This window comes from Streptomyces sp. NPDC046122, from assembly GCF_056429965.1.
Map to the genome: position 1 here is coordinate 58,810 of NZ_JBWKLQ010000010.1, position 14,157 is coordinate 72,966.

The window sequence follows — 14,157 nt, forward strand, 5'->3', positions numbered from 1 at the left end:
CCGCGCCGCTACCGCACGATCACCTCCGCGACCTGCGGCGCGCCGCCGCCCTCGCTCCATCGCAGCCGTACGGCCGACACCGCGTCACCGTCCACCGAGAAATGGTTGTAGGCGCCGGCGAGCTCGCCGGCCGTACGCCAGTCCCCGCCGGTCTCGCGCACCTGTACGTCGGCCCGCGCCGAGCCGCCCTTCGGCCGGAGGACCGTCACGGACAGCACCTCCCGGGCGCCGCCGAGGTCCACCTGGAGCGCCTCGTCGGGCTCGGGCGCTCGCGCCGCGCGGTAGACGCTCGTCACGTCGCCGTCGGCCGCGGCCCGCAGGCTGCTGCCCGCCGCGGCCGGCGGCCCGCCGGTCACGGACCCGTCCGTCGTCTCGACGGCGAACTCCCTCACGACGAGCCAGTTCGTCTGCCCCGCCGTGGCCCGCGCCCGTACGTACCGTGCCTCGGTGCCCGCCGGGGCCGTCGCCGTCACGACGGCCTTTCCGGAGAACGTCGCGAGCTGTGCCCAGGAAGAGCCGTCCGACGAGTACTCCAGGACGCCCTGGCGCATGTAGTCGTTGGCACTGGACGGCTTGCCCATGGCGAGCGAGATGCCGCCGATCGCGCGCTCCTTGCGCAGGTCGACCGTCACATGGTCGCCGGTGGCGACGGCGCGGCTGCTCCAGAAGAACGTGCCGTCGTCGCCGTCGAGCATCCGGGCGATCGTGTTGCCCTGGTACGCGGGCAGATTGGTGAGGCCCTTGACGGCTCCGGTGACGCCGAGCAGCCGGTCGTGCTCCGCGGCCGCGTCCTCGGTGAACTTGTCGAGCACTCCCTCGCCCACGACGACCGGGATCTTGCGCCCCTCCAGGTCCGTGTACGTGAAGGACTTCGCCGCGGCGACGAGGCCGGGCAGCCGCTGCCGCTGGTCCCACGCCGCGGCGCCCTCGCCGTCGCGGGCCAGTTCGACCAGCCGCAGCGCGGCGCGCGTCGCCACGCCCCACGCCTCCGCGGCGTCGAGCCACGGCGCGCTGTCGGTGATGAACTCCTGCTCGGCGAGACGCTCACGCAGTACGTCCGGGGCCCCCTGGAGGCCGGTCAGCGCGCTGTCCAGCGCCGCGGTGTCCCCGGACTCCCAGAAGGCGGCGATCTCGGCGGCGAGGTCGGGCGCCTGCTGCGCGTTGATGCGGGAGCTGTAGTTGACGTCGGAGAAGATCCGCAGCGCCTTCTCGGCCCGCGTGTCGCCGCCCGCGTACAGGGACACCGCCGTCTGCCACGAGGTGCGCGGATCGTAGGCGGCGTCGTTCCACGTGTAGTCGGCGACCGTGATCAGCGGGATCTTCGAGGCGTACGCCTGGTTCATCGGATTGGCGGTGATGCCGGAGCCCAGCTCGGCGGGCATCCCCTTCTCCCGGCCGTTGTACGGGCCGAGCAGCAGCCGGTTGGTGACGTAGTCGTTCACCGGGTAGTTGTCCCAGAGCAGGATGGGGTGCGCGAAGACGTCCCGCGCGGCCTTCGCCTGCGCCACCGTTATCACCGGCGCGATGACGCCGACGCCGGTCCACTCGACCACCACGTCCTCGTCCAGCTGTTCGGCGAGCGCCTTCTTGTACGGGGACGGGGTGACGTTGTAGTACTCCGTGGGCACCATCTGGAGCGGCGCCGCGCCCGGGTGGGTGGCGATGAAGTCCCGGTTGACCCGGTTGAGGAGGTACGCCTGGGCCGCGCCGGCCGCGGCCGCGCCGGTTCCCCACTTGTCGCGGTCGGCCTGACAGTTCCACCTGGTGTAGCTGATGTCGTCGAGCGGGACGGCGTACGTGCGGATGCCGAGGCCCCAGACCGTCTCGAACTTGTCGGTCAGCGCCTTGATGTCGGCTTCGGAGCTGTAGCAGACGCTCAGGCCCGGCGACAGCGCGTAGGTGAACTCCACATGGCGGGCGCGGGCCCGGCCGACCAGTTCCTCGATCTTCGCGAGCTGGGCGGCCGGGTACGGCTCGCGCCACCGCTCGCGCAGGTACGGGTCGTCCTTGGGCGAGTACACGTAGATGTTCATCTTGTGCTCGCCGTAGAAGTCGAGCTGGTCGAGGCGGGCGGCGTGGGTCCACGGAATCCCGTAGAAGCCCTCGATGACACCGCGGATCGATGTGGTGGGCCAGTCGCGGATCTCGGTTCCCGCCACCTTGGCGCCGGGCCCCTTGCGCTCGGGCAGCAGCTGGCGCAGCGACTGGGCGGCGTAGTACGTCCCGGCGGTGTCCTTGCCTGACAGGACGATACGGCGCTCACCGATGCCCAGGACGTACCCCTCGGGAGGGAGTTGCGCGGGGCCCTCGATGCCCAGGGCGGTGAGCGCCCCGGCGGTCTGCTCGGTCTCCCCGGGGCCGCCGACGTAGACGGTCAGCCGGCCGGGGACGGGGTTCTCGCCCCGTACGACCTGATGGGCGCCGGCGTCGAGGAGGGCCTGCTGGGTCACTTTCAGGGCGGTGGCGTCGGCCTTGGCACCCGCGACGAGCGTCACCCTCGGCGAGACGGTGACACGGTCGTCGCGCGGCCGGACGTCCTGTGGGGTCGGCGTGACGACGGGGGCGGATCTTCGGCTCTCGGCCTGCGGCGGTTCGGCGGCCGCGCCGGCGGGCGGAACACCGAGTACGAGGGCGAGAGCAGAAGCGCAGGCGAGCATGGCGAGCGGGCGCGGGCGGAGCGTCACACGTCCTCCAGGGGTCCCGAAGAGATCTGTGGGCAGTCGCGCATCACAACGCCACAGAATCCTCCTGGGGCCTGACGGGCTGTCAATGGCGCGCACGTCCAAACAAGACGTTTCCGCAATCCGGCCGAGCCCAGTCAACTTTCGGCCGGACAGCCGTACCCGCGAGAGCGCACCCGTCCGCCATTCGGCGGCGCGAGACATACAAAGCGGATGTCTGGGCAGTCGGAGGAAATGGAGCGATCGATGAGAGGCGGGAACATGACGACAACGCCGGTGCGGATTTCGGACGTTCCGCGGACGCAGGTCGCGACGGGCGCGCGCACCGCCGGGGCTGCCCCCGGCGTCAGCGAGCTGCCGTGGATCGAGGACGCGGGGAAGGTGGCCCCGAAGGACGCCCGCGCTCTGTCGAAGGCCTTCTTCGACCGACTCCAGATCCTGGAGGAGGGCACGCCGGAGCACCAGTACGCCCGCAACACGCTGATCGAGATGAACCTGTCACTGGTGCGGTTCGCGGCGGGGCGGTTCCGCAACCGGGGCGGCGGCGACATGGAGGACATCGTCCAGGTCGGCACCATCGGTCTGATCAAGGCCATCGACCGGTTCGACCTCACCCGTGAGGTGGAGTTCGCGACCTTCGCCGTCCCCTACATCATCGGGGAGATCAAGCGGTTCTTCCGGGACACGACCTGGGCCGTGCACGTCCCCCGGCGGCTCCAGGAGCTGCGGGTCGAGCTCGCCAGGGCCAAGGAGGAACTCGGCACCGCGCTGGACCGGGAGCCCACGGTCAAGGAACTCGCCGCTCACCTGAAGCTCAGTGAGGACGAGATCGTGGAGGGCCTCGTGGCCTCCAACGGCTACACCGCCGGCTCTCTCGACCTGCCCAGCGACCCCGGCGAGGACGGCCGCGCCGCCTCCTCGCGCACCTTCGCCGACGTGCTGGGCGAGTCCGACCCCGCCATGGAGACGGTCGAGGACCTGCACACCCTGGCGCCGCTGCTCGGAGAGCTCGACGACCGCGAGCGGCACATCATCGAGATGCGCTTCGGCCAGGAGATGACGCAGTCGGAGATCGGCGCCGAGCTGGGCATCTCGCAGATGCACGTCTCCCGCCTCCTGTCGCGCACCCTCGGCCGGCTCCGCACCGGCATGCTCTGCGAGACCTGAGCGTCCCTTCCCCCGGGACGCCAAGAGACGCCCAGGCGCCGGGACGCCAGTGGCTTCAGCGGCTGAAGACCTCGAAGGTGACGGCGGGCTTCCCGCCGAAGAGGTCGGCCGCCCGCTGCGCGTTCTGACCGAGGAAGGCGCGGCAGTACGTCTCGGGGTCCTCGTCCGTCAGGCCCTCGATGTACGCGCGGTGTTCGAGCAGCGACAGGACGGACCGCTCCATGCCGGGCCCCGCGTCCACCGCGTGCGTCGGCTGCGAGGAGCCCGCCACGGCGACCCAGCGCACGCCGTCCCAGGGCGCGAGCCCTTGCGCGGTGAGCTCGGGGAAGATCCACCGGTTGCCGGCGTCGCCCACCGCGTCCAGGGTGGCTCGGCCGACGGCCCGGTGGTCGGGCGTGTTCCACATGACGCCGCCCCAGGTGTCGCGGTGGTTGAGGGTGATGACCAGTTCCGGGCGGTGCTTGCGGACCGCGGCCGCGATGTCGCGGCGCAGAGCGGTGCCGTACTCGATCACACCGTCGCGGTGGTCGAGGAACTCCACCGTCGTGACGCCGACGACCGCCGCGCTCGCCCGCTGCTCCTGTTCGCGCAGCGGGCCGCACGTGTCGGGCTCCAGACCGTCGATCCCGGCCTCGCCCCGGGTGGCGAGCAGGTACGCCACTTCGCAGCCGCCGTCCGTCCATCCCGCGACGGCTCCCGCGCACCCGTACTCCAGATCGTCCGGGTGGGCCACCACGGCCAGGGCGCGCTGCCAGTCGGTGGGCATCGGCTGGAGTTGCTGGGGCTGTTGCGTCGGCTCGGTCGTCATGCCCGCAGAATAAGCGGCGAACGATCCGTTCCGGTTCCGGCGCCCGCCCAGGAACGGCGTCCACTCTCCTGAACGTAACCCGTGGGTCGGCCCGCCGCCGCGCGTCGCCGTTCGACCCGGCGAACGTCTTGACGTGCCTGGTTCAGACCTTCAGGTTCACCGACCGTCACGCGCGTCCACTCGCGTCGACCGGTTCGGCGCCACGCTGCGCACCGTGTACCTGCCCGAGGTGATCAACGGCTCCGCTCCAACGGCAACTGGGAGCCGAGCATGACCGAGGCCGCCATCGGCATCGCCGTCTTCCTGGAGGACCGCACGGCGTACGACAGGGCCGTCGCCCTGTTCCGCGGCCGCGTCCCGGCGTACATCTACCTGACCAGTGACGGCGCCCTGCCCAGGACCGCGCCGGGCAGCGGCCTCGACACGCGCGACAAGATCGTCAGGTACTGGCAGGGCCAGACCACGTTCGTCAACGGCCTCACCCAGGAGACCTGCCGCGACTTCACCCACACCGGCTACAGCCTCTCCGCGATCGGCCACATCGCCGAGACCAGCCGCATCCAGGGCCAGGACCTCTACGCCGAGGTGGCGGAGCGCCTGCGCCACGCCCTCGGGTTCCAGGCGAAGTACGAACTGGGCGAGGCGCCCCCGACCTGGCTCCGCGGCGGCGCCCTGCACCAGGGCCTCGGTCCTGTCATGGAGGTCGGCTTCAACGCCCTCCACCACCGCATGGGGTACGCGATGAGCAACACCCAGACCCTCACCGAACGCGGCCGGCCGGCCGGTTCCAACAACCTCTTCGTCGCCTGGGCGACCCTCACCCACGCCGCGAACCCGAGCTGACCGCGCCGCGCCGGCCGCGATTTTGGCGCGTACGCCGTCTGGACCTCAGCCGCTCGCGGGTCCAGTGTGGTGCCTCGTCACCGGGGCCACCCGGGTCACCGGAGTCACTTCGGCGGGAGGGGAAGGCGCGTGACGAGCCGACGATGCGCGGTGTTCGCCGCCCTGGCGCTGGCCTGGCTGACCGGGTGCTCGGACCCCTCGGACGCCACGACGGCCGCCGCTCCCCCGCCGAGCGCCCGCGCCGCGGCGGGTGCCGGGCCCGGGGAATCGCCCCCCGCGCCGGGCACGCCGTCGGCGTCGCAGCCGCCGCGCGAGCGGGCGCGGGTGCTGTACCTCGGGGACTCCCTGGCCATGGAGAGCGGGCGGGTCCTGGCCGCCCGGATCTCCGCCTCGGGGCGGGCGACCGTGCACAGCAGGCCCTACTCCGGTACGACGCTGTGCGACTACCTGGAGGGGACGGCGCGGGACTCGCTCGTACCGCCGCAGCACAAGGCGGCGGCCCTGGTCAGGTCGGAGCGGCCGCGGGTCGTCGTCCTCCAGTTCTGGGGCAACTCCTGGGCGTACACGCCCTGCATGGACGCCATCGCGCAGGGCGGCGGCGACCGCTACTACGCGCGGTACGCCGCCGACGCGAAGGCCCTCACGCGCCAGATAGCGGCGGCGGCCCGCTCCGCCGGGATCCCCCGGCCGAACATCGTCTGGGTGCTCCAGGGCCCCGACGCCTTCTCGCCGGACCGGGCCCGGCGGATCAACGGCATCTACCGGGACCGGGCGGCCTCCGGCGCCGACACCGTGGCGGACGCCGGGCGGAAGGTGAGTCCGGCGGGCGGGCGCTACACCTGGACGCAGCGGCTGCCCTGCGACGAGGCGGAGCGGGCCCGCCCCGGCGACTGCCGGAACGGACTCGTCACGCTGCACCGGGACGACGACCACCTGCACTTCTGCCTCGCGCCGACAACGAAGACGCCGCGCCCCTGCCCGGTGCGCTCACCGGGCATCGAGCGCTACAGCGCGGCGATCGCCGCGACGGTCGACGCCGCACTGCGCCGGCCGTCTCCCGGGACGGCCGGCGCCGGGAGCTGACCCGGTCGCCGGCCGGTGCGCGTCCGACTGCGTTACGGGGCCATCTCGTACGCCCCGGACAGCGCCTCCACGCGCTCCCAGACCCGGGCCGCGCGGGCCTCGTCGACCACCGGGCGCCGGACCGCGTCCAGCGCCCAGCGCTGCTGCTCCTCGGTGGCGGAGTCCTTGCCGTACAGCTCGACGGCGTGCGAGGAGAAGTCGCGCACCAGCACGGAGAACAGCTCGTCGAGCACGTCCTCCTCCAGGCCGGTCAGGCGCGCCTGCTCAAGGATCAGCTGGCCGTGCACGACCAGGGCGAACAGCTGGCCCACGGCGAGCAGCAGGTCGAGGTCACGGCTCTGCTCCTCGTCCGGGGCGGCGGTCCGCACGAACTCGCACAGGGCGTCGGCCTGTTCGCGGAAACGGGCGACGTTGGGGACGTGCGCGTACGTGTCGTAGGCCGTGCGCCAGTCGTGGAAGCGTACGGAGCCCAGGCCGCGCGCCGGACCCTGGCGGAAGAGGAAGTCGTCGTCCGCGGCGTCGAGACGGGTCGGGACGGGCGCGTAACCGGCCGGGTCCAGCAGGTGGTTGCGCATGAACTTGAGGATCAGCGCGAGGTTGACGTGGACCGTGCCCTCGAGCTTGGGCAGTCCCCGGATCTCGACGGCGGCCTGGGCGAAGTAGGTGTCCTTCTCGAAGCCCTTGGCGGCGATGACGTCCCACATCAGGTCGATGACCTTCTCGCCCTCCGTGGTCACCTTCATCTTCGTCATCGGGTTGAAGAGCAGGTAACGGCGGTCGTCGGGACCGGCGGAGCGGAAGTAGTCGACGGCGCGGTCGCTGAACAGCTTCATGCCGACGAGCCGGACGTACGCGTCGGTCAGCTCGCGGCGCACGTGCGGGAAGGCGGTGACGGGGCGGCCGTACAGGATGCGGTTGCTCGCGTGGGTCACGGCCTCGTACATCGCGTGCTCGCAGATGCCGATGGAGGCGGTGCAGAGGTTGAACTTGCCGACGTTGACGGTATTGAGCGCGGCGTCGAACGCGGCGCGGCCGGTGTGCAGGACGTCCTCGGCCGAGACGGGGTAGCCCTCCAGGCGGAACTCGCTGACGTACTTGGAGGAGTCGACGACGTTCTTCACCAGGTGGTACGCCGGGTGGCGGCTGTCGGCGGCGAAGAAGACGTAGCCGTCCGGGCCCTCGACGTCGGTGCGGCGGCCGAAGACGGAGACGAGCCCGGCGGCGTTGCCGTTGCCGATGTAGTACTTCGAGCCGGTGGCGCGGAAGCCCCCGGCGCCGTCACCGTCCGGCTCCAGCAGCATGTCGGTGGAGTAGATGTCCGCGCCGTGGGTCTTCTCGGAGAGGCCGAAGGCGAACACCTCTCCCTGGTCGAGGAGTTCGGCCGCGCGGGCGCGGGCGGCGACGTTGTCGCTCTGCCAGACCGGGCCGAGGCCGAGGACGGTGACCTGCCACGCGTACCAGTAGTCGAGCCCGTAGAAACCGAAGATCTCGTTGAGGGCGGCTATCCGGGCGGTGTCCCAGCGCTTGTCCTGCTCGCCGCCGGCGGCGGAGGCGGGCGTGAGGAAGGTCGCGAACAGCCCCTCCTTGGCGGAGAACGCGAGGAAGTCCGCCAGCCACGCACGGGAGCGGTAGTCCTCGATCAGCTTGCGCTTGCCACGGTCCTCGAACCAGTCGACGGTGGCGCGCAGCAGCCTGCGGGTCTCGGGGTCGAAGTGCGCCGGGTCGTAGGTGCGCGGGTTGAACAGCAGCGGGTCGGCCATGGAGGTTCGCCTTCCGGGATGAGGGTGAAGGGGGGACGGTCGAGGGGTGAGGGCCGAAGGCCGGGGCGTCGCGGCGGCAGGAGGCGTACGCGTCGCTCAGCGTTCGCGGGCGAGCCGGTGGAGGGTGGCGAGGACGTCGTCGAGCCAGGCGAGCATCATCCGCTCGTACGCGATGCCGCCGCGCAGCACGACGTGCTGGAGCTCGCGACCGGCGTCGGGCGCCTTGCCCGGTGCGGCGTCCGGGAAGTCGAGCCCGCCGTCCGGGAAGTCGCGCCGCTCCCCCGCGAGGTAGTGCGCGAGGCGGTCGGTGTGCGCCTGGTGGTGCCGCTCCACCTCGCTGATGAGCGCGGACGGGTCGTCGAAGGCGGCGCCGCGGATCTTCACGGCGAGGTCGTGCCGGACGCTCTCGGGTTCGATCGGGTCGTGCAGCCACTGGGAAAGCGCGGCGCGGCCGGGCGCGGCGACGGAGTACTCCTTCTTGTCCGGCCGCGCCTGCTGCGGCACCTCGCGGGCGTCGATCCAGCCGTCGCTCACCATGCGCTTGAGCACGCGGTAGATCTGCTGGTGCGTGGCGTTCCAGAAGTACCCGATGGACCGCTCGAACCGCCGGGCCAGCTCGTAGCCGGAGCCCGGCTTCTCCAGCAGGGAGACGAGGATCGCGTGTTCGAGCGCCATGCCCCGATCTTTCTATGCAACTCGTTGCATAGACAAGCGGTGCGGCCCGGGTGAGACGCGGCTCACCCGCCGCGTGAACACCCCGGGCCCCGGGCGGATCCGGACGGCCACCTAGGCGTGGGGGCCCGCACAGGGGTACAAATGACACTGTGGTCGATCTTTTCACCCCATACCGGGCGTGTCGGTGCGGTCACTGACCAGGAAGCGCCCCCGAAGCGTCGCCGGACAGGTCTTCGTCCTCCAGGTGGCGGTCGTGCTGCTGCTCGCCGCCGGAGCCGTGCTGGCGCTGGTGCTCCAGTCCCGCCACGACAGCGGCCGTGAGGCCCGCAACCGGTCGATCGCGGTCGCCGAGACGTTCAGCCGCTCGCTCGGCCTGCGCGAGGCGCTGAGCGCCCCGGATCCGTCCGAGATTCTCCAGCCGCTGACGGAAGAGACGCGTGCCCGCGCGGGCGTCGACTTCATCGTGGTGATGGACACCGGCGGAATCCGCTACACGCACCCCCAGCCCGACCGGATCGGCGAACGGTTCGTCGGCACGATCGAGCCGTCCCTGGCCGGCCAGGTCCACACGGAGAGCGTGGACGGGCCGCTCGGCCAGGAGATCCAGGCCATCGTCCCGGTAACCGCCGCCGACGGCGAGGTCGTGGCGCTGGTCTCCGCCGGTCTCACCGTGCAGAACGTCACGGGCGTGGTCGAGCGGCAGCTCCCGGTCATCCTCGGTGTCAGCGCGGCCGGCCTGGCCGTGGCCACCGCCGGCACGGCACTGGTCACCAGGCGGCTGCGGCGGCAGACCCACGGGCTCGGAACCGTGGAGATGACCCGCATGTACGAACACCACGACGCGGTCCTGCACGCCGTGCGGGAGGGCGTCCTGATCACCGACGGGGACGGCCGCCTGCTGCTCGCGAACGACGAGGCGAAGCGGCTGCTCGGCCTGCCGGCCGACGCGGAGGGACGGCACGTCGGCGAGCTGACCCACCTCGACCAGCGGATGGCCGCCCTCCTGCTGTCGGGCCGGGAGGCCACCGACGAGGTCGTCGCGGCCGGGAACCGGCTGCTGGTGGTGAACCAGCGGCCGACGAAACCCCACGGCCAGCCCGAGGGGTCCGCCGTCACCATCCGCGACTCCACCGAGATGCGCGTCCTCACGGGCCGGGCCGACGCGGCCCGCCGGCGGCTCAAACTGCTGTACGACGCCGGAGTCGGCATCGGCACCACGCTCGACGTGCGGCGCACGGCCGAGGAGCTGGCGGACGTCGCCGTACCCCGCTTCGCGGACTTCGTGACCGTCGACCTGGCGGACAAGGTGCTGCACGGCGACGAGCCGACCGGCTCGGGCGCCGACCTGCGGCGTACGGCGGTCAGCGGCATCCGGGACGACCAGCCCCTCTACCCGCGCGGCAAGCTGATCGACTTCCTCCCGTCGACTCCGCAGGCCCGCGGGCTCGAGAGCGGCCAGGCCGAGCTGGTGCCCGATCTGTCGGACGCGCCGGGCTGGTTCGCGCAGGACCCGCCCGTCGCGCAGAGCATCGTCGACTACGGCATCCACTCCCTCATCACAGCGCCCCTCAAGGCGCGGGGCGTCGTTCTCGGGCTGGTGAACTTCTGGCGCATGGAGAAACCCGAGCCCTTCGACGACGAGGATCTGTCGCTGGCCGAGGAGCTGGTCGCCCGGGCCGCGGTCAGCATCGACAACGCCCGCCGCTACACCCGCGAACACACCGTGGCCGTGGCGCTCCAGCGCAGCCTGCTGCCGCGCGGTCTGCCCGAGCACAGCGCCGTCGAGGTGGCGCACTACTACCTGCCCGCGCAGTCCGGGGTGGGCGGCGACTGGTTCGACGTGATCCCCCTGTCGGGCAGCCGCGTCGCGCTCGTCGTCGGTGACGTGGTCGGCCACGGGCTGCACGCCGCGGCCACCATGGGGCGGCTGCGTACGGCGGTGCACAACTTCTCGTCCCTCGACCTGCCGCCCGACGAACTGCTGTCCCGTCTCGACGACCTCGTGCAGCGCATCGACCACAACGGCGAGGACGGCGCGGACGCCGACGACGACGGCATGCTGGGCGCCACCTGCCTGTACGCCGTGTACGACCCGGTGTCCCGGCGCTGCGTCATGGCCCGGGCGGGACACCCGCCGCCGCTGGTGGTCCGTCCCGACGGACCGGTGGAGATCTTCCAGCTGCCGACCGGGCCGCCGCTGGGGCTGGGCGGGATGCCGTTCGAGACCGCCGAGCTGCTGCTGTCCGAGGGCAGCCAGCTGGTGCTCTACACCGACGGTCTGATCGAGGACCGCACCCGGGACATCGACGAAGGGCTGGAACTGCTGCGCTCCGCTCTGAGCGGCCATCCGGACCGGCACCCGGAAGAGAGCTGCCGGGCGATCCTCGACGTCCTGCTGCCGGCCCGTCCCCGGGACGACGTGGCTCTGCTCGTCGCCCGCACCCGGACACTCGGACCGGACCGCGTCGCCGACTGGAGTGTGCCGTTCGCACCCAGCGCGGTCAGTGCGATGCGAGCCGTCGTCGCGAAGAAGCTGGACGAATGGGACCTGTCGCCCCTGGCGTTCGGCACGGAGCTGATTCTCAGCGAGCTGATCACCAACGCCATCCGCTACGGCACCGCCCCGGTGCGAATGCGACTGCTGCGTGATCGCACCCTGACCTGCGAGGTGTCCGACGGGAGCAGTACGTCGCCCCATCTGCGCCACGCCGCCACCACGGACGAGGGAGGGCGGGGGCTGTTCCTGGTGGCGCAGCTGAGCCAGCGGTGGGGCACCCGGTACACGTCAGCGGGCAAGGTCATCTGGGCCGAGCAGGCGCTGCCGGGCGCCTCCGCCGAGCCGGAGCAGGAGCTCCTCGGCTTCTTCGACATCGACGACATCGACATCGACACCCTGTGACGCTCAGGTCCGGGTCCGCCGGGTGCGGGCCAGGAGCACCGCCACGTCGTCCAGCGCGGGACGGGGCAGGAGCTCGGCGAGCACGCTGTCGCAGAGCTCCTCCAGCGGGCGCTCCCGCCGCGCCAGGGCACGGGCGAGCCTGCCCATGCCCTCGTCGAGGTCCCGGTCCCTGGCCTCGATCAGGCCGTCGGTGTACATGACCAGCAGGCTCCCCGGGGGCAGCGGCACCCGCTGCGTCCGGAAGTCCCGCCCGCCGGTCCCCAGCGGCACGCCCGGCGAGCCGCCGAGGAACGCGAGGTCCCCGCCGGCCGTGGCCACGGCCGGCGGGGGGTGTCCGGCCCTGGCGATCACGCACTCGCCGGCCACCGGGTCGTGCACGGCGTACACGCAGGTCGCCATCTCGTCCTCCCCCACGTCGGTCACGACGGCGTCGAGGGAGCGGAGCAGCTCGGCGGGGGCGATGTCGTGCCGGGCGAGCGTGCGCACGGCCGTGCGCAACTGCCCCATGACGGCCGCCGCGTGGATCCCGTGGCCCATCACGTCGCCGATCACGAGGCCGGTTCTGCCCTCCGGCAGTTCGATGACGTCGAACCAGTCGCCGCCGACGGCGTGGTCGCTGGCGGGCAGGTAGCGCCCGGTGAGTTCGAGGCCGCTCACGTCGGGCAGCTCGCTGTTCGTCAGGCTCCGCCGCAGGGTGAGGGCGGCCGCCCGCTGGCTGGTGTACATGCGCGCGTTGTCGATGTTCAGCGCGGCGCGCGCGACCAGCTCGTCGACGAGGACGCAGTCCTGTTCGTCGAACGGCTCACGGCTGCGCAGGCGCGTGACGACGACCGCGCCCAGCACCTTGCCGCGGGCGACGAGGGGGATCAGCCGCGCGCATCCGAGCGTCATGAGGTACTCGCGCAGGCTGTCGGCGTGCGGGTCGGTGATCAGCGCCGGCACGTCGGACTGGTACAGGTTCATGGGCCGCCCGTCGGCGATGACCCGCTCGTACAGCGAGCCGAGCGGAATCCGCGAGGTCGTGCCGGGCACCAGTGTCGCCGTGGGGGCGGACGGATCGGGGAATGCGGCCGCCATCCGGCGCACCACGCCCCGGGTGGACGCGGCGGCCTCGTCGGGTTCCAGGACCTCTTCCAGCAGCTGTACGTCGGCCGAGTCGGCGAAGCGCGGCACGAGGACCTGGACGATCTCCTCGGCGGTCTGGCGCAGGTCCAGGGTGGTGCCGATCCGGGTGCCGGCCTCGGCGAGGAGGGCCAGGCGGTGCCGGGCCCGTTCGGCGTCGATCTGTGCCTGCTGGCTCTCGGTGATGTCGATCAGGGAGGCGATCAGTCCCAGCCGCCGGCCGGCGTTGTCGAGCAGCGGGGCGTAGGAGCACGACCAGGTCCGGTCCTTGTCGGGATCGGCGGGGGTACGGCCTGTCCTGCGGGCGTCGACGACGGGGGTGCCCCGGTCCAGGACGTGCCGCATCGTCGACTCCAGTGCCGTGGCGTTCACGCCGGGCACGACCTCGGTCAGCCGCTTGCCCAGGTGCGCGGCGGCGGAGACGCCGTTCATCCGGGCGAGAGCGTCGTTGACCCGCAGGAACCGCAGGTCGGGGCCGAGGGTGGCGAGGCCGATGGGCGACTGGGTGAAGAGGCTCTCCAGGGCCGCCAGGGAGTCCCGCATGCGCAGGACCTCGGAGGTCTCGACGGCGATCAGCAGGGTGCCGGGCCGTCCCGCCGGGTCGGTGGCGGGGACGATCCACATCTCCATCGTCACGTCGTGACCGTCGCGGTGCCGTACCGGCAGGGTCCCGACGACGGCTTCGCCCGCCTGGACCCGCCGCGTCAGCTGATCGGCCAGTACCCGGTTGCCGTCGGGCACCAGGAGGGGTGTGGCGGGGCGGCCCAGGACATCGTCGGGCTGATGTCCGAGCAGGTCCCGCGCGGCCAGCGACCACTCCACGATCCGGCCGTCCGCGTCCTCGCGCCACAGCGCGATCGGCAGCAGCTCGCGCAGCACGCCCGCGTACCCGACCACCCCGGGGGGCTGTCCCGGAGCGTCGCCCGACGACTGGTGTGTGTCCAACGCATCGACCTAACCCCGGTAGGGCGCATTTCTCCTCAAACACCTTATCCGAGGCATCGAGCCGGGGCCTTTCCTCAGCACCGGCGCGGACTGGCCGCCGGCCCCGCCGGCGCGGCGGGTCACCGCGTGCGCCGGTTTCCGACCCGTACCCGCGCGTACCCGGTTATCGTCGGT

8 protein-coding genes and 1 pseudogene are annotated in these 14,157 nt (G+C 72.1%); 4 read left to right on the plus strand and 5 right to left on the minus strand.

What is annotated here, in order from left to right; translation table 11 throughout:
- Positions 1-8: 8 nt before the first annotated feature.
- The gene (locus tag AC07FK_RS24305) at positions 9-2,657 is read right to left on the minus strand and encodes a beta-N-acetylglucosaminidase domain-containing protein (RefSeq protein WP_479107150.1); all 2,649 of its coding nucleotides are present in this window, start codon (positions 2,655-2,657) and stop codon (positions 9-11) included.
- 285 nt (positions 2,658-2,942) lie between these two features.
- Here AC07FK_RS24305 and AC07FK_RS24310 point away from each other — a divergent pair, with 285 nt between their 5' ends.
- Entirely contained in the window at positions 2,943-3,848 is a 906-nt protein-coding gene (locus AC07FK_RS24310) for an RNA polymerase sigma factor SigF (RefSeq protein ID WP_479107042.1), read from the plus strand.
- A gap of 55 nt (positions 3,849-3,903) precedes the next feature.
- Here the strand turns inward: AC07FK_RS24310 and AC07FK_RS24315 are convergent, their stop codons facing one another.
- Positions 3,904-4,656 carry a PIG-L deacetylase family protein gene (locus AC07FK_RS24315; RefSeq protein WP_479107043.1) on the minus strand — a complete coding sequence of 251 codons (753 nt, stop codon included), beginning with the start codon at positions 4,654-4,656 and terminating at the stop codon, positions 3,904-3,906.
- A 190-nt stretch (positions 4,657-4,846) separates the two neighbouring features.
- On the opposite strand from AC07FK_RS24315, the pseudogene AC07FK_RS24320 reads away from it, so the two are divergent.
- Positions 4,847-5,499 (plus strand): annotated as a pseudogene (locus AC07FK_RS24320) (alginate lyase family protein); the annotation flags it as partial.
- Positions 5,500-5,628: 129 nt separating this feature from the next.
- On the plus strand, positions 5,629-6,582 hold the full coding sequence (locus AC07FK_RS24325; RefSeq protein ID WP_479107044.1) for an SGNH/GDSL hydrolase family protein: 954 nt from the start codon (positions 5,629-5,631) through the stop codon (positions 6,580-6,582).
- Between the two features lie 32 nt (positions 6,583-6,614).
- Here AC07FK_RS24325 and AC07FK_RS24330 read toward each other — a convergent pair whose 3' ends face one another.
- Together AC07FK_RS24330 and AC07FK_RS24335 are read right to left on the minus strand one after the other, a co-directional pair.
- On the minus strand, positions 6,615-8,342 hold the full coding sequence (locus AC07FK_RS24330; protein WP_479107045.1) for an acyl-CoA dehydrogenase family protein: 1,728 nt from the start codon (positions 8,340-8,342) through the stop codon (positions 6,615-6,617).
- A 96-nt stretch (positions 8,343-8,438) separates the two neighbouring features.
- Positions 8,439-9,017: a PadR family transcriptional regulator gene (locus AC07FK_RS24335; protein ID WP_479107046.1), complete on the minus strand. Its 579-nt coding sequence runs from the start codon at positions 9,015-9,017 to the stop codon at positions 8,439-8,441.
- A gap of 178 nt (positions 9,018-9,195) precedes the next feature.
- Here AC07FK_RS24335 and AC07FK_RS24340 point away from each other — a divergent pair, with 178 nt between their 5' ends.
- A complete protein-coding gene (locus tag AC07FK_RS24340) occupies positions 9,196-11,916 on the plus strand; it encodes a SpoIIE family protein phosphatase (protein WP_479107047.1) in 2,721 nt (906 codons plus the stop codon).
- 3 nt (positions 11,917-11,919) lie between these two features.
- Here the strand turns inward: AC07FK_RS24340 and AC07FK_RS24345 are convergent, their stop codons facing one another.
- Positions 11,920-13,983: a SpoIIE family protein phosphatase gene (locus AC07FK_RS24345; RefSeq protein WP_479107048.1), complete on the minus strand. Its 2,064-nt coding sequence runs from the start codon at positions 13,981-13,983 to the stop codon at positions 11,920-11,922.
- Positions 13,984-14,157 lie beyond the last annotated feature (174 nt).